The organism is Shewanella sp. CAL98-MNA-CIBAN-0140, from assembly GCF_040309905.1.
GTDB classification, from domain to species: domain Bacteria; phylum Pseudomonadota; class Gammaproteobacteria; order Enterobacterales; family Shewanellaceae; genus Shewanella; species Shewanella psychromarinicola.
Window position 1 is genome coordinate 35,712 of record NZ_JBEOPI010000001.1, and the last position, 17,613, is coordinate 53,324.

The following is a 17,613-nucleotide window of genomic DNA, read 5'->3' on the forward strand; positions in this document are numbered from 1 at the left end:
GGAGTTGATATGAGCTTTAGCATTAATTTAGACGGCAAAGTTGCCTTGGTGACGGGGGCCAGTCGTGGCATTGGCCGAGCGATTGCTGAATCGTTAGTACAAGCCGGCGCGATGGTTATCGGAACGGCAACCAGTGAAAAAGGCGCTGCGGCGATCCAAGCATACTTGGGTGACAAAGGCTTTGGGATGGTGTTAAATGTCACTGATACTCAGTCAGTGGCTGATTTATATAGCCAGATCAAAGAAAAAACCGGTGAAGTTGATATTCTCATCAACAACGCAGGTATTACCCGTGATAATTTATTGATGCGGATGAAAGATGATGAATGGCAAGATATTATTGACACTAATTTGACATCACTATTTAAATTGTCTAAACCAGTAATGCGATCTATGATGAAAAAGCGTTTCGGACGTATTATCAGCATCGGTTCTGTTGTGGGTACAATGGGCAATGCAGGCCAAGTAAATTACTCGGCTGCCAAAGCGGGTTTGATTGGATTTACAAAATCTCTTGCAAGAGAGGTTGCATCTCGTCAAATAACAGTGAATGCTGTTGCACCTGGATTTATTCAGACAGATATGACAGATGAGCTGACAGTAGAGCAGCAACAAGCTATCATGTCGCAAGTTCCGATGGAACGATTAGGGCAAGCACAAGAAATTGCCAATGCAGTATTGTTTTTGGCCTCGGATTCAGCCGCTTATATCACAGGCGAAACATTGCATGTGAATGGCGGCATGTACATGGTTTAAGAGCGATAGGTAGGCAACTACCTTCATTTGAGTCAGTGTTAGTGACAATTCAATGTTATTTTTTGTGGTTAGACCACAAAATCTAAGCTTGCATTGTTATCTAATTCGAATAAACTACTCGCAATCTTACGCAAGTGCGTAATTTGAATAGGAAAGAAAACTAATGAGCAACATCGAAGAACGTGTAAAGAAAATCATCATCGAGCAACTTGGCGTTAAAGAAGAAGACGTTAAATCAGCTGCTTCTTTTGTAGACGATTTAGGCGCAGATTCTCTAGACACTGTTGAATTGGTTATGGCTCTAGAAGAAGAGTTTGACACCGAGATCCCTGACGAAGAAGCTGAAAAGATCACTACTGTTCAAGCAGCGATCGATTACGTTTCTAAGAATCAGTAATCAAGAATTCACAAAAACAGGCGGCATTTATGCCGCCTGTTTTTGTTTAAAGCATTTGTAAACGCTCGTTCCATTTAATTGCATTAGAACATCCTTCCTTATACTTCTTTAGCTATATCGCAATAATGGCATCGTGGCAGATTTTATTTAAAGGTGAATATCATGTCTAAACGTCGTGTCGTCATCACAGGTCTTGGCCTCGTGACTCCAGTAGGTAATGATGTCGAGTCTTGTTGGAATGCCTTACTGGCTGGTAAGAGTGGTATTGCTCCCATTACCAAATTTGATGCCAGTGGTTTTAATACTCGTTTCAGTGGCTCAGTAAAAGATTTTGACGTCGAACAATATTTAACGAAAAAAGATGCCCGTAAAATGGATTTATTTATCCAATATGGCATGGCTGCAGGTATTCAAGCAGTAAAAGACTCTGGCCTAGATATGAGCCAAGAAAATCCTGCTCGTGTGGGTGTTGCTATTGGTGCCGGTATGGGCGGCATGTGGTTAATCGAGCAAGGCCATTCGGCATTACTCAATGGCGGACCACGTAAGGTGTCGCCTTTTTTTGTGCCGAGCACCATTATTAATATGATCGCCGGCCACTTGTCAATTATGTACGGTATGACAGGGCCCAATTTTGCGGTTACCACGGCTTGTACTACCGGTGTGCATAACATTGGTTTTGCCGCTCGGACTATTGCTTATGGTGATGCTGATGTTATGGTCGCCGGTGGTGCTGAAGATGTCACTAGCCCATTAGGGGTTGCTGGTTTTAGTTCAGCTAAAGCATTATCTACTCGTAATGACGACCCAACAGCAGCAAGTCGCCCATGGGACAAAGACCGTGATGGTTTTGTTATTGGCGACGGTGCAGGTGTCATTGTGATGGAAGAGTACGAGCGAGCTAAAGCACGTGGCGCTAAAATTTACGGCGAGCTGGTTGGTTTTGGCATGAGTGGTGATGCATTCCACATGACATCACCACCGAGTGACGGCGCTGGTGCTGCGGCGGCTATGGTCAATGCCATTAACGATGCACAAATTGAAAAAGAACTAGTGGGCTATATCAATGCCCATGGCACATCAACGAATGCAGGTGATAAAGCCGAAGTGGCTGCGGTGAAATCTGTGTTTGGGCCACATGCCTATGATGTATTGGTGAGCTCGACCAAATCAATGACCGGTCATTTACTCGGTGCTGCAGGTGCTGTTGAAGCAATCATTACTTTGTTGGCATTACGTGATCAGCATGTTCCTCCTACTATTAATTTAGACAATCCTGATGAAGGTTGTGATTTAGATTTTGTCGCACACACTTCTCGTCGTCATCAATTTGATTACGCATTATGTAATTCATTTGGTTTTGGTGGCACCAACGGTTCATTATTGTTTAAAAAAATCAATTAATGATAGTGACATAGATAAAAAGCGCCGATGGCGCTTTTTTTGTATGTTTAAGCTTTTTTTGGATTAAGACAAAGTGTATCGTTAAGTTCCGATACATCCTGCGATGACTTGGAGGCTTTATGGCCGGTATAGATAGAAAGCTCACGTTACGTTTTTTGGCTGAGCCCGCAGATGTCAATTTCGGCGGTAAAGTACACGGCGGCGCCGTAATGAAATGGATCGATTTAGCGGCTTACGCTACCGCTGCAGGTTGGAGTGGTAAGTATTGTATTACCGTCTATGCAGGGGGTATTCGTTTTGTTAAACCCATTCACGTTGGCCATATTGTTGAGGTGACGGGTAAAGTGATTTATACCGGCAGCACATCTATGCATGTCGCAATTGATGTTAAGGCTGGCGATCCTAAAGATTCAGAGCGTTATCTCACGACCCATTGTATTGTGATTATGGTGGCGGTTGATGATGAAGGCAAACCCACCTCGGTACCTGAATGGATCCCAACGACAGCCGACGATATTCATTTACGTGATACAGCATTACGTTTAATGGACATGCGTAAGCGTATTGGCGCCGAAATGGAAGCTCACGTTAAACCTTCAGTAGCATAAATAAAAGGGACAAATCATGGCCAAGGTAGCATTTATTGGGTTAGGCGTTATGGGGTATCCTATGGCGGGACATTTAGTTAAACAGGGTCACGATTTGACCGTGTATAACCGAACGGCCAGTAAAGCTCAACAATGGGTTGAGCAGTATGGCGGTCGACGCGCGGATACACCAAAAGCCGCGGCTAAAGGACAAGACATTGTGTTTACCTGTGTGGGTAATGATGATGATTTACGTCAAGTGGTATTGGGTGATCAAGGCGCCATTCACGGTATGCATGCAGGTGCTATTTTGGTCGACCATACCACAGCTTCAGCCGATGTCGCGCGCGACATTGCCGCCCAATTGACCCCACAAAATATTGGCTTTTTAGATGCGCCTGTTTCAGGTGGCCAAGCGGGTGCTGAAAATGGTGTGTTAACCGTGATGATGGGCGGTGAACAGGCTGATTTTGATACGGTTAAACCCGTTATTGATGCATATAGTCGCTGTGCTGAATTGCTTGGACCTGCAGGTTCGGGTCAGTTGACTAAAATGGTCAATCAAATTTGTATTGCGGGTGTGGTTCAAGGCTTAGCTGAAGGACTTCATTTTGCAAAGAGTGCGGGTTTAGATGGCTTAAAAGTCATTGAGGTCATCAGTAAAGGTGCTGCACAAAGTTGGCAGATGGAGAATCGTTATCAGACTATGTGGCAAGGTCAATATGATTTCGGCTTTGCTATCGATTGGATGCGAAAAGACTTAGGCATTGCCCTCGATGAAGCTCGCCGAAATGGTAGCCATTTACCTGTCGCGGCATTAGTTGATCAGTTTTATTCTGAAGTTCAGGCGATGAAAGGCAACCGTTGGGATACTTCTAGTTTACTCGCTCGTTTAGAAAAATCTCGCAGTTAATATCAACAAATCATTGTTATAAATGCGATAGCTCAAAGATAGCCTCAACATTAGTCGGGGCTTTTTATTGGCGACAATTCAACTTAAATTAACCATGACTACATTAGCTATTATTGGTAGCAAGTCGGTTTGTTGACTAAAAACCATTGCGTTACATGATGTGGCGCACATATTCAAAATGTTAACGCTGCTATTATTACCTAATCTAAATTAATTTTGCTTAAAGTAGATTGATTAGCTACGTTTATATTATCAGTTAATTTTCGATTGTTTTATGAATTGTTTTAATGAATTGTTTATAAACAAAGTTGTTGAGTAAACCCTTAAGTAAAGTGTCGTACTGCAGTGTGATGATCCGCGTCAGATAAAAAGAATGCGGGCACACACTAAAATTGGAGGAATGAAAAGTGAGCAATAAATTACTAAGTACATTGTTTGCGGCCGGTTTCGCGGTAATGATGATGTCTTCTGCATCATTTGCTGCTGATGAGACCCTCGCTGAGTTTCATGTTGAAATGGGTGGCTGTGAAAACTGTCACGCTGATGGAGAGCCATCATCAGATGGTGTATATGAATTTGAACAATGTCAAAGTTGTCATGGTTCTCTTGCTGAAATGGATGATAACCATAAGCCGCATGATGGTATGTTAATGTGTGCAGATTGCCACGCACCACATGACGCAAAAGTAGGCGAAGTACCAACGTGTGATACATGTCATGACGATGGCCGTACTGCAAAATAAGCTATCTTGATAGCTGAAAAATACCGACTTTATGTCGGTATTTTTGTTTTTATTCTCCTAATAACTGACTAAAACCTTACATCTGCCTGCATAAATAAGCCTAACTTAACCTCAATCCGGGATACGGGGTGGGGTAAACCGATCGGGATCAGTCTATTTCAAGTCATAGATATAACTTGCCATTATTTTGCTTAGCGAGGCGATGAGGGAGGCTTGTTTACCCGTTTGGGCTAAAGCCTGATGAATTTATTCAGCAAAAGATAGACAGTGTTGCCACTCGACTTGCAGGCATTCCCATTGGTTACGCCTCTGCGTTGTATCAACTGACAAGAAAAAACTATTCCTACCTCAATATGCTTTAGTTGATCATTTGCTTATAAGGGATGAAACAACAAGGAAATACCTCTTTATAGGTATTAAAATCCCTTTATTTTCAGATAGATGCGCAACAAAAGTGCGCAGGCCTGCACTTTTGTTGCACAAATATTGTGGTTATCAATCTAGACGGTTTTTATTTCTATTGTAAATCAGTAAGTTAGTTTTTTGGCACAGCTTTCGCAGTAGTTAACTATGAAATAATCAAGGTGAAAGGGTAGATGTATGTCAAAGATCCAATCGAGTTGTGCTTATTGTGGTGTCGGGTGTGGCGTAAGCGTGTCACCGAACAAAGCGGATTGGACTGATATAAATACAGCTGATTTATCATTAGTGGGTGATATCAATCATCCTGCAAATTACGGTCATTTATGTGCTAAAGGTGAACGCTTACTCGACAGTTTAGATCAGCCCAATGTGCTACGTTATCCAAAATATCGTTCAGGTAAACCCCTTGATTGGAATAGTGCGAGCACCTTAATTGCTGATACTTTTGCACAAACCATTGCTGAGCATGGCCCCGGCTCTGTTGCCCTTTATCTTTCAGGGCAATTACTCACTGAAGATTATTATGTCGCGAATAAGTTCGCCAAAGGTTTTTTAAAAACGGCTAACATCGATACTAACTCTCGTTTATGTATGTCGTCAGCGGTGAGTGCAATGCAACGCGCTTTTGGTGAAGACGTGGTGCCAGGTTGCTTTGATGACCTAGAGCAAGCAGAAGTCATCGTGCTGGTGGGTGCTAACACTGCTTGGACTCATCCAGTGCTTTTTCAACGAGTATTAGCGGCAAAAAAAAACAATAATGCCCGTTTAGTGGTTATCGACCCGCTATCAACCGCGACAGCTAAACAAGCGGATTTACATCTAGCGATTACACCAGGTGCCGATTTAGCATTATTTCATGGCTTACTGGGTTATTTAGCCGATCAAAATTGTGTTGATCACACTTACATTGCAGCACACACCGAGGGTTTTGATTCTGTTGTGTCCGAGGCGCAACAATTAAGTGCCAATTTAGCCGAACTCGCAAACCAAGTCGGAGTATCTGTTACTCGTCTTACTGAGTTTTATCAATTAGTGGCGGCTCATAAAAAAGTACTTACCGCATCTTGTCAGGGAGTGAATCAATCAACTATAGGCACAGATACCACCAATGCGATGATTAACTGTCATCTTGCCTTAGGTCAAATTGGACAAATAGGCAGTGGTTTCTTTTCGTTAACCGGACAACCTAATGCTATGGGCGGCCGTGAAGTCGGTGGTTTAGCGAGCCAGTTAGCCTGTCATATGGGATTTTCAGCACCTGAACGTCAGCTATTAGCTGATTTCTGGCAAACCGACAGCGTAGCCGAACAAAAAGGCTTAGCAGCAGTAGAGATGTTTGATGCCCTTGCCGATGGCAAAATTAAAGCGATTTGGATTATGGGTACCAACCCAGTGGTGTCGCTACCTAATAGTGAAAAAATTGCCAAAGCCTTAGCCGATTGCCCCTTTGTAGTGGTATCTGAAATTAGCCCAGACTCAGATACCGCCAAGCTTGCTGATGTGTTATTGCCAGCGCAAGGTTGGTCAGAAAAATGCGGTACTGTGACCAACAGTGAACGCACCATTACCCGCCAGCGTGGGTTTATTACCCCCAAAGGTCAAGCTAAAGCTGATTGGTGGGCTATGAGCCAAGTGGCCAAAAAAATGGGCTTTCACGGATTTAATTTTGAAGATAACGCCAGTGTTTTCAACGAATTTTCAGCCATGTCTGCTCGAGTAAAACAGCAGTTTCCTAACAAAGTATTTGATTTAACTGGCTTAGCCGACTTATCAAAAGGGCAATATGATGCGTTACTGCCAACACAATGGCCTATTGCTTCTGCTACGCAAATAGGCCAGCGAGGCGGGCGAGTTTTCAGTGATGGTGTGTTTGCCACTGCAAGTGGTAAAGCGCAATTTGTCGCGCCAGCGCCTGTTAATCCATCAGAGCAGTCGTTAACCAACAACACACTGTTATTAAACAGCTGCCGTAGTCGCGATCAGTGGCATACCATGACTCGCACCGGACATATCGCCAGTTTACGCGCCAGCATTCCTGAGCCTGTTATTCATTTACATTCATCACAGTTGCAAAAATTCTCCTTAACCGAAGGTGGTTTTGTACGAATTCAATCAGCACTGACCCCGCACTCAATGGATACCAATGCGACCATATTATCGTCAGCCTTCACTGTGGCACGCGCCGTTGTCGATGACGATATGCCAGCCAATGTGGCATTGATGTCGATGCATTGGTCGGCGCAGTTCTCTATGACCAAAGGGGTGAATCAGGCGTTAGATGCCCGTGTTGATCCAATATCAAAGCAACCAGGATTTAAGTGTCAACCAGTGATATTAAGCCCCGTTCTACTTGCGCTGCAAGGTGTTGTTTTTGGTCAACACGACTCTTCTGCTCACGGGCTATGCTGGCAAGTTGCACAAACGCTGGAGAACGGAGTGTGTCATCACATTGGTTTTACAGATACCAACGACGGTTTTGCCTACCAAGCGACAGCCTATTCACTTAAATGGACCTTAACGGTAGATGGCCAGCCTTTATATATCCAATGCAATATGGATAAAGGATTACTTAAGGCATTAAAAGTGTTGTCTCACACTCAAGTGAATGTGGGCTTAAATCAGATGAATACGTTTATTGGCAAGCCTGTCGACAAGCCGTTAATGAAGTTGCTACATCAGCAAATTAAAGCCGGTAATAGCCCGTTAATCTGTGCTTGTACAGGGGTAACCGAAGCGAGCATTAACGACGAAATCAATCAACAATTTAACGACCAAGTGATGGGTGACGGTTTAGCCAACATCAGTTTTCAACAGGCATTAGATAGCACTCAATCATTATTAGGTTGCGGGCGTCAATGTGGCAGTTGTCACAGTGAAGTAAAGCAGTGTGCCAAGCAAAGTTGGCTGGATGCATTATCGTACACCGAAATTGAACATCAACATGCAGTAGAAGAGGACGTTGCCTAATGAATAGCGTAGATGCAATGATAAAAGGTCATCAGCCAATTAACTCTTTAGGCTGTCTTACTGATGGATTACCTACAAGCGAACTGCAAGCTGGCGAAGTCGCCATTGTTGGCGCAGGTTGTGGTCAATTGGATTTGATGACCATTAAGGCGGCGCGGATTGTTGCTCAAGCCGATGCACTCGTGTTTGACAGCCTTGTTAGCAGCGATATTTTAACCTTAGTGACGCCATCTTGTCAGCGCCACTTTGTCGGTAAACGTTGCGGCCAGCCCAGTGTTAATCAAGAAGATATTAATGCGTTATTACTGAGCTTGGCACAGCAAGGGTTTAAAGTGGTGCGCTTAAAAGGCGGAGACCCGCATATTTTCGGTCGCGGCTCAGAAGAGGCGCTTTACTTGGCTCAGCAGGGGATCCGTTCGCAGTTTATTGCCGGTGTTACCGCCGCGTTAGGTTGTGCTTCTAGCACAGGTATTCCACTGACGTTTCGTGGTATGGCTCGAAGTGTCACCCTGATCACCGGCACAAAAATGACCGATGCAGATAATGCAAATGCTCCTACGCAGTGGCAAGCATTGCTCACAGCACAGTCCACCTTAGTTTTTTATATGGGTAAAGAACAAGCGGCAAGCATCTCACTCGGGTTACTCGATACCCAATGCGCCGCTAACTTGCCGGTGGCTTTTGTTACCAATGGCGGTAGACCAAACCAAATTGTGACTTATGCAACCGTTGACTCTATGGCTGATGCTGCGTTGACTATTAAGGACTCTGGGCCAACATTAATCATTATTGGTGAAGTGGTCAGTGTCGGCCAACAGCTTAGTGCTTTACTCGACGATATTGATTTTGTTTCACCACAGCCAGAGTCACAACCACATTCTGAATATGAATGCGAGGTGCTATATGCCTAAAATTGGTGAGTTAACCCTGACATCAGTCGATGAATTTGATTTTAGGTTATTGATCAAAGCCTTGGGTAAGGGCGAAAAAGGCTCGCGGACGTTAACATTTGCTGAGGCCAGCTTATTACTTGAAGGTTTTGCTAAAGGAAAAGCCACCCGGGTACAGATGGCGAGTGCCATGATGTTAATGCGCGTTCGTGGTGAAACCACAGAAGAAGTTGCTGGGATGGTCGCAGGGCTACGTCATACATTAGATACTGGTTGGGGGACATTGGCGGTTGATATTGACTGGCCTGTGTATGCGGGTAAGCGTGAGCAGTTACCGTGGTTATTGTTGGTGGCTAAACTACTGGCAAGCCAAGGTGTGCGTGTAATGTTGCATGGCGACAGCCAAGCTTTACCCCATCGCCGCCATGTTGAATCTTGCTTAGCGGCAGTCAATATTGCTTGTTGTACTACACCACAAAGCGCTAATGCAGCCTTGCTATCCGATAACATTGTTTATGTATGTGCGGGTGATTTAGCACCAGTGTTAGATGAGTGCCGCCAGTTGCATCAAGAATTGGGTCTTCGTAGCCTTATTCAAACTGCAGCGCGGTGTATCAACCCAACTAATGCAGCGATCAGTCTGCGTAGCTACTTTCACCCCGGGTTAGATTATCTGCACCAAGGCATATGCGAAATCTTATTTGCAAAAGGTGAATACCATACCGGCAGTGTCGCGATTTTTAAAGGTTTACAAGGCGAAACAGAATGTAATCCAAGAGTGTCGACCACGGTTACTGTCGTCAACGGACAAGCAAACACTATAGTGGTATCGAGCTTATCGATCCCCACATTATTAGAAGGTTTTTCTGGTGCGAAAGTGGGCCAAGCTGAATTGTCTAGCGACATTCTTGCGCTGTTATGGCGCGAACAACAGCCTTTTTCGGCCAATAAACTCACGGAATTAATGTCGCGCACCATGATCGAGCAAGCGCTTAGCAGTATTCAGGCTACTTTGGCTGCGTTGCTGCTATTACTGAGCCGCCAGTCAGCTACGATAGATTCAATTAACGCAACGGCGATTACAGCAGCGCAAGCAGTCAGTTTGAGTCAACAATGTTGGGCAAACCGTTTTAGTACAACAGATAATCCACTAGATCAATGGCGGAAAAAGGAGTGGTTATGCGCAGTTTAATCTTTTGCGATCAGAGCTTTGCGGCTGTACCTGTGGCCGATTGTGATCTGGTGCAGTATCAGACTTGTTTGGCGGCGTTTGGGCATGTCACTGTATTGACTTCGGTAAGCCAAGTTGAGCAACAATTACATCAACAAACATTTGATACCTTGTTGGTATTAACCGAGACATTACACAGTCAAATTCAGGGGCTGGTCCAGCGTACATTAACGAGTAAACCTATGGTGATCGTTGTCAATGCCAAAACATGGCAACAGGCAGCGTTAACCGATTTGCTTGATTGTGGGCGCATCACTTTTATTCCGGATATGCTGACCGTCAACCGTTTAACCAGCGTGATCAGTTTAGCCCAAGCGCGTTTTAATGCCGCCAGTAAAACCTTAGCCGAATTTAAAAAGTTAGATGATGAAATTCGCAGTATAAAACTGCTCAGCCAAGCAAAGTTGATTGTAATGCAACAAGGGTTTGATGAAGCCAAAGCACACCACATTATTCAACAACAAGCGATGCAAAAAGGCTTGTCGGTGGCACAAATGTCGGCACAAATTATTGCAGTTGTCAGCAAGCAAAATACTTCGTTAGCAGTCGATACTTTAGCGGTGAACAATGATGGTGCGCCTCATTTTGGTGCGATTATCCCTAAGGCGGACATATTATCGTCTCAGCACAAAGGCTGCTAAGTTTTAATTATATATTAATCAAGTGATTATGGTTTTTTTGTTTGTTGGCATAGAGCCTGCAACATCACAGTATGATACCGAAAGTCGATAATGGTTTTTTAAACCATTAATGTTCAAACAATAAAATTTAAAAAATCGGAATAGTAACAGGCAATGGCGCCAACTCTTTAAGCGGAGTTGGCGCCATTTTGTTTTTTACGGTCCATGGCATGAAGGAGCAGGATATGGCAGTCTCAAAACCCAAGTTAGTGGTGGTCGGTAATGGCATGGTAGGTCATCACTTTATTGAGCAATTGTGTAGTTTAGGGCTCAATAAAACGTTTGATGTGCATGTGTTTGGTGAAGAACCCCGTCCAGCCTATGATCGAGTGCAATTATCAAAATATTTTGAGACCGGTAGCGCCGATCCGTTAATGTTAACCAGTGCGCAAGACTATCAAGATTGGGGCATTTCGCTGCACTTAAATACCCCGATCACCGCGGTTGATATTGCCGCTAAAACGGTCACGAGTGCCCAAGGGGGCAATTACCATTATGATCGACTCGTACTGGCAACCGGATCATTTCCGTTTGTGCCGCCTATTCAAGGTAACGATCGCGCTCAGTGTTTAGTGTATCGCACCATTGAAGATCTTGAAGCTATCCAAGCTGCAGCCCAAAACAGTCACGTTGGGGTTGTTGTGGGCGGCGGATTATTAGGCTTAGAAGCCGCTAATGCCATGAAACAACTTGGGGTGAAAACCCACGTTGTTGAGTTTGCGCCACAATTGATGCCCGTTCAGCTAAATGACAAAGCCGGTGATTTATTGTGTAGCAAAATTGAACAACTCGGCGTGAGCGTGCATACCTCAAAAGCCACCACCGCGATTATCGACGGTGAAACGGCATTACATCGAATGACCTTTAATGATGAGTCTTATCTTGAAACTGACATGATTGTCTTTTCAGCGGGTATTCGTCCACAAGATTCATTAGCACGGGTTTCAAATATCAATATTGGTGAACGTGGCGGCATTGAAATTGACGATTACTGTTTAACCTCTGCGCCAGATGTTTATGCCATTGGAGAATGTGCATTATGGCAGCAAAAAATATTTGGGTTAGTGGCCCCAGGTTATCAAATGGCGCGGGTTGTGGCTGCTCATCTTGGCTCATTAACATCAACTAGCGTTTCTCAGTCATTTACCGGCGCAGACATGAGCACCAAATTGAAATTGCTGGGTGTTGACGTGGCCGCTATTGGCGCAAGCCGTGGTTTTGAAAATGCACAATTTGTTGAGTTATCTGATAACCAGGCGGGAATTTATAAAAAGTTATGGTTAGATGAAACCGGTAAATATTTAAAAGGTGCGGTATTAATTGGCGATAACAGCGATTACAGCCGCTTGCTCGATGCTTATTTATCACAAGATGAGATTGAAGGCTCCGCGGTTGAATTATTGCTTGCCGGTGCTGAAAACGAAGCAGATTTAAAAGACTCCTCTATTGTGTGTTCTTGTCATCAAGTGACTAAAGGCGACATTGTTGAGTCTGTAACAGCAGGCAAGCATAAAATAGCTGACATCAAGTCATGTACTCGCGCTGCATCAGGTTGTGGCGGCTGTGCGCCGTTAGTGCAAAAAATTATAGATCAAACATTACAAGCCGCTGGGTTCGATTATAATGCCGGTATTTGCGCCCATTTCGATCACGACAGACAAGCGTTATATCACCTTTGCCAAGTCGAGGGCATCAGTGATTTTGATACTTTAATGACACAACATGGCAAGCCATCAGCAAGTGGTCACACTTATGGTTGTGATATTTGTAAGCCAGCAGCGGCATCTATCTTTGCCAGCTTACAAAACCAGTATGTGCTCAATCAAGACCGCGGTCATGTGCAGCTGCAAGACACCAATGATGCCTACTTAGGTAACATCCAAAAAGACGGCACTTACTCTGTTGTGCCGCGGGTTGCAGGGGGCGAAATTACTCCGACTAAACTTATCGCCATGGGCCAAATCGCCCAAGAATATGATCTGTATACCAAAATAACCGGTGGCCAGCGCATTGATATGTTTGGTGCAACGCTATCGCAGTTACCTGAAATTTGGCAAAAACTCATTGATGCTGGTTTTGAAACTGGCCATGCCTACGGCAAGTCTCTGCGAACGGTTAAGTCTTGTGTTGGCAGTACTTGGTGCCGTTATGGAGTACAAGACGCGGTTGGTTTCGCTATCGATTTAGAAAATCGTTACAAAGGCTTGCGCAGTCCGCATAAATTGAAATTTGCGGTATCGGGTTGTACCCGTGAGTGCGCAGAAGCCCAAAGCAAAGACATCGGTATAATCGCAACCGATAAAGGATGGAATCTGTATGTTGCTGGCAATGGCGGCATGCGTCCGCGTCATGGTGATTTGTTTGCCACCGATTTGTCCACCCAAGACCTGTATAAATACATCGACCGTATTTTGATGTTCTATGTCAAAACCGCAGACAAATTACAGCGCACCTCAACCTGGATGGACGCTTTAGAAGGGGGGGTAGATTACTTAAAATCGGTAGTTATTGATGATGCGCTTGGGATTAATGCCGCGCTAGAACAACAAATGGATCATATCGCTGCCACATACCAATGTGAGTGGAAAACCAGCCTTGAGCAACCTGCTTTTTTGGCGCGTTTTAATGAGTTTGTTAACCCAAATGATGCCCCCGCAACAGATGCCAATGCTTATCAGCGTATTCGGGAACAGCGTTTCCCTAACATTAACGATGCGGGGGCAGGCTCGATTGCCATTAAAGAGATTACTGACGATGTCGAACAAGCCCAAGTGGAGGAATTAGCATGATTTGGATTAATGTGTGCACTGAAGCAAGTATGCCAAAAGGCACGGGAATAGCCGCTTGGGTTGCCGGGCGTGCAGTGGCTATTTTTAACTTAGGTAAAGACGGTTTATTTGCCCTTGATAATATCGATCCTGCTAGTGGTGTGAGTTTGTTAGCCAGAGGATTGATTTGTGAAATTGATGGTGAGCTGTGTGTGGCTTCGCCGCTTTATAAACAGCATTACCGTTTGGATTCGGGGCGTTGTATTGAAAATAATGATCTAGTGGTTAAATCATTTGAAATTAAAACTGAGCAAGGCAATATTTTTGTCTTGGCTCAGGCATAAAGGGGTCCAATATGAGCGCTGAAAAATTTAACCTATTTTCATTTCACGGCAAGATGAAAATCATGCATTTAAGCTGGATGGCCTTTTTTATTACTTTTGTGGTGTGGTTTAACGCTGCCCCGTTAGTCAGCGTGATTGCCGACAGTTTAGGGCTGACGACATCACAGATTAAAACCTTATTGATCCTCAACGTGGCATTAACGATTCCGGCGCGGATCATCATCGGCATGGTTACCGATAAATATGGCCCAAGGATCACCTATTCTGCCTTGTTGGGGATTTGTTCTATACCTTGTTTTATGTTTGCCGTAGCTGATACTTTTGAGCAACTCGCCTTAGCGCGTTTTCTAATTGGTTTTATTGGTGCTGGCTTTGTGGTGGGTATTCGTATGGTAAGCGAATGGTTTCCAGCAAAAGAGCTCGGCACTGCAGAAGGTATTTATGGCGGTTGGGGTAACTTTGGTTCTGCCGCGGCAGCCTTTACATTACCCGCAGTAGCGCTTGCTTTTGGTGGTCCTGACGGCTGGCGTTATGCCATTGGGGTTACCGGTTTAATGAGCTTGTTGTTTGCGTTTGTGTATTATTTTAATGTCACTGATACGCCAAAAGGGTCAACCTACTTTAAGCCCAAAAAAGGCGGCGGTTTAGAAGTCACCAGTAAAAGTGATTTTGTATTGCTGATCCTGATGAAAGTGCCTATGTATGCCACGCTGGCATTGTTGGGTTGGAAGTTATCACCTGCTGGCGTGAGTATGTTTACTCAAGAGACAACTTATCTCATTTACCTTGGCTTAGTGGTGGTGTTCTTGTTCGATTTTTACCAAACCTATCAAGTGAACAAACACTTATATTCAATAGAGGTACCAGAGTTTGAACGGTATCAATTTAAGCAAGTTGCGGTATTAAATGTGCTGTATTTCACTACATTTGGATCTGAGTTAGCTGTTGTGTCTATGTTACCGTTATTTTTTGCCGAAACGTTTGAGCTGGGGATGGCGCAAGCCGGTATGTTGGCATCCAGCTATGCCTTTATGAACTTAATGTCTCGTCCTGGTGGTGGCTGGTTAAGTGACAGGTTTGGTCGTAAAACGACTTTATTAATCCTCACCGCAGGCTTGGCTATCGGTTATTTATCGGTGGCACAAATTGATTCATCATGGTCATTACCAATGGCGGTTACCGTTGTAATGGCATGTTCATTCTTTGTCCAAGGTGGTGAAGGTGCGGTATTTGCTGCAGTGCCGCTGATTAAACGTCGTTTAACAGGCCAAATAGCCGGCATGACAGGGGCTTATGGTAATGTTGGCGCGGTATTTTTCTTAACGGTGTACTCGATAGTCTCTACTCAAGTGTTTTTCTACGTGATTGCAGTCAGTGCCGTATTTGGCTTTGTGACATTATTTTTTATGAAAGAACCCAAAGGTCATATTGCTGAAGTGAATGAAAATGGCGAAGTGACATTAATCAGTGTCAGCTAGTGGTGCTTAAGTAAGTAGTTGCAACCCGCTGCCATTAAAGCTCAAATAGCTTGTGTTCAAGCGGTTTAAGTAAAGCGGTTAATCAAAAAAACGAGGGTTATATGGCTTCAGAGTCATTACAACAAGCGCTTGATCGTACAGAAGATACGCTTCCTTTTGCCGCAACCTTGCAGCTTGTTGTTGGCCAAGCTTCCGACAAAGGCCGTAAATCACAAAATGAAGATGCGATAGGTATTCGTATTCCTTCAGGTATGCCATTAATGACTAAGGGCGTTGTGAGTGTGATCAGCGATGGCGTTAGCACTGCGGAGGGGGGAGCACATGCTTCTGCTATTAGTGTGAGTAATTTTTTAGCCGATTATTATTCCACTCCTGAGACCTGGAGCGTGCAAAAATCTAGTACTAAAGTATTAACCGCATTGAATCGTTGGTTGTATGGACTCGGGCAAGATTATCGGGATGCCAGACGCGGCTTTGTGTGTACCTTTAGTGCGCTGGTGTTTAAGTCTTGTTCTGTGCATATGCTGCATGTGGGTGATTCACGGATTTACCGTTTTCGCGATGGAGAGTTACTACAATTAAGCCATGATCATAGCACCAATATTAACTCATCAAGCCAATACCTTACCCGTGCATTGGGGATGGACGTTAAATTAGATGTTGATTACAAAACCTTATCGGTCGACGTCGGTGACCTGTATTTATTGACTACCGATGGGGTTCATGATCTATTAACTGAGTTTGAGATACATAAAAAATTAACTACCTTTAGTCAACAGCATCAGCAATTAACGGATGATACATGTGAACAGTTTTGCCAAAAATTAATTAGAAAGGCTTTCGATTTAGGCAGTAAAGACAATCTAAGTGCGCAGCTATTAAGTGTTAGTCAATTACCCAAACAAGCTATCGATGATGTGTATCACTGTTTATCACAGCAACCATTTCCGCCCCCCTTAAGCGTTGGTATGAAACTCGATGGTTATCAGGTGACCCATATCATTCATCAATCACAGCGTAGCCAAGTCTATCGGGTGGTGAATGAGCAAGGTCAAAATTTTTGTATGAAAACCCCCTCGATTAATTACATAGACGATGCCGCTTATATAGAGCGATTTATGTTAGAAAGTTGGACCGGTCAACGGATTAATAGTGCCCATGTGGTCAAGGTGGTCGAGCAGCACAAAACTAAATCGGCACTGTATTATTTAACTGAGTTCTTAAGCGGAATGAGCCTTGCAGAGTGGTTAACGCAACATAAAAAAGCACCTGTGGAAGATGTGTTACTGCTGCTTAAACAAATCGAATTAGGGGTTAGGGCATTTCATCGTCGTGAAACCCTGCATCAAGATTTAAAGCCCGACAATATTTTTATTACCCGAAATGGAGTGGTAAAAATTATTGATTTTGGTTCTTGTTATATTAAAGGCATTGCTGAAATCAGCAGTCCGTTAACCCGATACACTATTTTGGGTACGGCAGATTACACGGCTCCAGAAGTGGTGCTTGGCTATCAAGTCGATGGCCGTGCTGATTTATTTTCACTTGCCGTGATTGCCTTTGAAATGTTGGCCGGGCAATTACCTTTTAAAGGCAAATTAGAAAAGTGTCGTAATCGACAGGACTTTTTACGTTTAGAATACGTTAGCGTGCATCTATTAAACCCAATGGTGCCAGAGTGGATCGATTTAGCATTAAAAAAAGCACTCAATATTGAACCGAGTTTACGTCAAGGGGATACCTGTGAATTACTTCATCAATTAACGACTGCCAGAGTTAATCACACAGCAAAAGATTTTATTCCCATTATTGCCCGCAATCCTGTACGTTTTTGGCAAGTGATTTCAATCGTGTTGTTTTTATGCTTGCTAGTGCGTTTGTTTAATTAACCATCCTGCACAATAAAACATTCTTATTATATGGCATTATCACATGGGATTATTACATGGAATAATAATGAGTTACGGGTTGGAATAGATGTATTTTTAACTTTCGATATACACTTTCTCCCGATCCTATTTAATCTCGAATC

The 17,613-nt window shown here is 43.9% G+C and carries 14 protein-coding genes; all 14 read left to right on the forward strand.

Translation table 11 applies throughout. The features are described 5' to 3' along the window. Positions 1 to 9: 9 nt before the first annotated feature. The 14 genes from fabG to AAEY93_RS00215 all read left to right on the forward strand — a co-directional run bounded on the left by fabG (position 10) and on the right by AAEY93_RS00215 (position 17,470). Entirely contained in the window at positions 10 to 756 is a 747-nt protein-coding gene (gene fabG, locus AAEY93_RS00150) for a 3-oxoacyl-ACP reductase FabG (RefSeq protein ID WP_335686273.1), read from the forward strand. Between the two features lie 163 nt (positions 757 to 919). Beyond that, positions 920 to 1,153 (forward strand): acyl carrier protein, encoded by a 234-nt coding sequence (gene acpP, locus AAEY93_RS00155; RefSeq protein ID WP_011496723.1) that lies wholly within the window; start codon positions 920 to 922, stop codon positions 1,151 to 1,153. A 162-nt stretch (positions 1,154 to 1,315) separates the two neighbouring features. After that, a complete protein-coding gene (gene fabF, locus AAEY93_RS00160; protein ID WP_351074315.1) occupies positions 1,316 to 2,557 on the forward strand; it encodes a beta-ketoacyl-ACP synthase II in 1,242 nt (413 codons plus the stop codon). Positions 2,558 to 2,676: 119 nt separating this feature from the next. Beyond that, complete coding sequence (locus tag AAEY93_RS00165) at positions 2,677 to 3,165, forward strand: acyl-CoA thioesterase (protein ID WP_124013773.1); 489 nt, start codon at positions 2,677 to 2,679, stop codon at positions 3,163 to 3,165. 16 nt (positions 3,166 to 3,181) lie between these two features. Further along, the gene (locus AAEY93_RS00170) at positions 3,182 to 4,057 is read left to right on the forward strand and encodes an NAD(P)-dependent oxidoreductase (protein ID WP_101030670.1); all 876 of its coding nucleotides are present in this window, start codon (positions 3,182 to 3,184) and stop codon (positions 4,055 to 4,057) included. 407 nt (positions 4,058 to 4,464) lie between these two features. Further along, the gene (gene cctA, locus AAEY93_RS00175; RefSeq protein ID WP_101030672.1) at positions 4,465 to 4,800 is read left to right on the forward strand and encodes a tetraheme c-type cytochrome CctA; all 336 of its coding nucleotides are present in this window, start codon (positions 4,465 to 4,467) and stop codon (positions 4,798 to 4,800) included. 600 nt (positions 4,801 to 5,400) lie between these two features. Further along, entirely contained in the window at positions 5,401 to 8,190 is a 2,790-nt protein-coding gene (locus tag AAEY93_RS00180) for a nitrate reductase (RefSeq protein WP_351074318.1), read from the forward strand. Next, the gene (cobA, locus tag AAEY93_RS00185) at positions 8,190 to 9,101 is read left to right on the forward strand and encodes a uroporphyrinogen-III C-methyltransferase (RefSeq protein ID WP_124013770.1); all 912 of its coding nucleotides are present in this window, start codon (positions 8,190 to 8,192) and stop codon (positions 9,099 to 9,101) included. The genes AAEY93_RS00180 and cobA overlap by 1 nt, the downstream gene beginning before the upstream one ends. Continuing rightward, positions 9,094 to 10,272, forward strand: coding sequence for a glycosyl transferase (locus AAEY93_RS00190; protein ID WP_351074321.1), 1,179 nt, complete (start codon positions 9,094 to 9,096; stop codon positions 10,270 to 10,272). Before cobA ends, AAEY93_RS00190 begins: the two co-directional genes overlap by 8 nt. After that, positions 10,260 to 10,952 (forward strand): ANTAR domain-containing response regulator, encoded by a 693-nt coding sequence (locus AAEY93_RS00195; RefSeq protein WP_351074323.1) that lies wholly within the window; start codon positions 10,260 to 10,262, stop codon positions 10,950 to 10,952. Before AAEY93_RS00190 ends, AAEY93_RS00195 begins: the two co-directional genes overlap by 13 nt. A 224-nt stretch (positions 10,953 to 11,176) precedes the next feature. Continuing rightward, positions 11,177 to 13,780, forward strand: coding sequence for a nitrite reductase large subunit NirB (nirB, locus tag AAEY93_RS00200; protein ID WP_351074325.1), 2,604 nt, complete (start codon positions 11,177 to 11,179; stop codon positions 13,778 to 13,780). Beyond that, on the forward strand, positions 13,777 to 14,103 hold the full coding sequence (gene nirD / locus AAEY93_RS00205; RefSeq protein WP_351074327.1) for a nitrite reductase small subunit NirD: 327 nt from the start codon (positions 13,777 to 13,779) through the stop codon (positions 14,101 to 14,103). Before nirB ends, nirD begins: the two co-directional genes overlap by 4 nt. 11 nt (positions 14,104 to 14,114) lie before the next feature. Then, complete coding sequence (locus tag AAEY93_RS00210; RefSeq protein WP_335686264.1) at positions 14,115 to 15,581, forward strand: NarK family nitrate/nitrite MFS transporter; 1,467 nt, start codon at positions 14,115 to 14,117, stop codon at positions 15,579 to 15,581. Between the two features lie 101 nt (positions 15,582 to 15,682). Further along, positions 15,683 to 17,470, forward strand: coding sequence for a bifunctional protein-serine/threonine kinase/phosphatase (locus AAEY93_RS00215; protein WP_351074330.1), 1,788 nt, complete (start codon positions 15,683 to 15,685; stop codon positions 17,468 to 17,470). Positions 17,471 to 17,613: the final 143 nt, after the last annotated feature.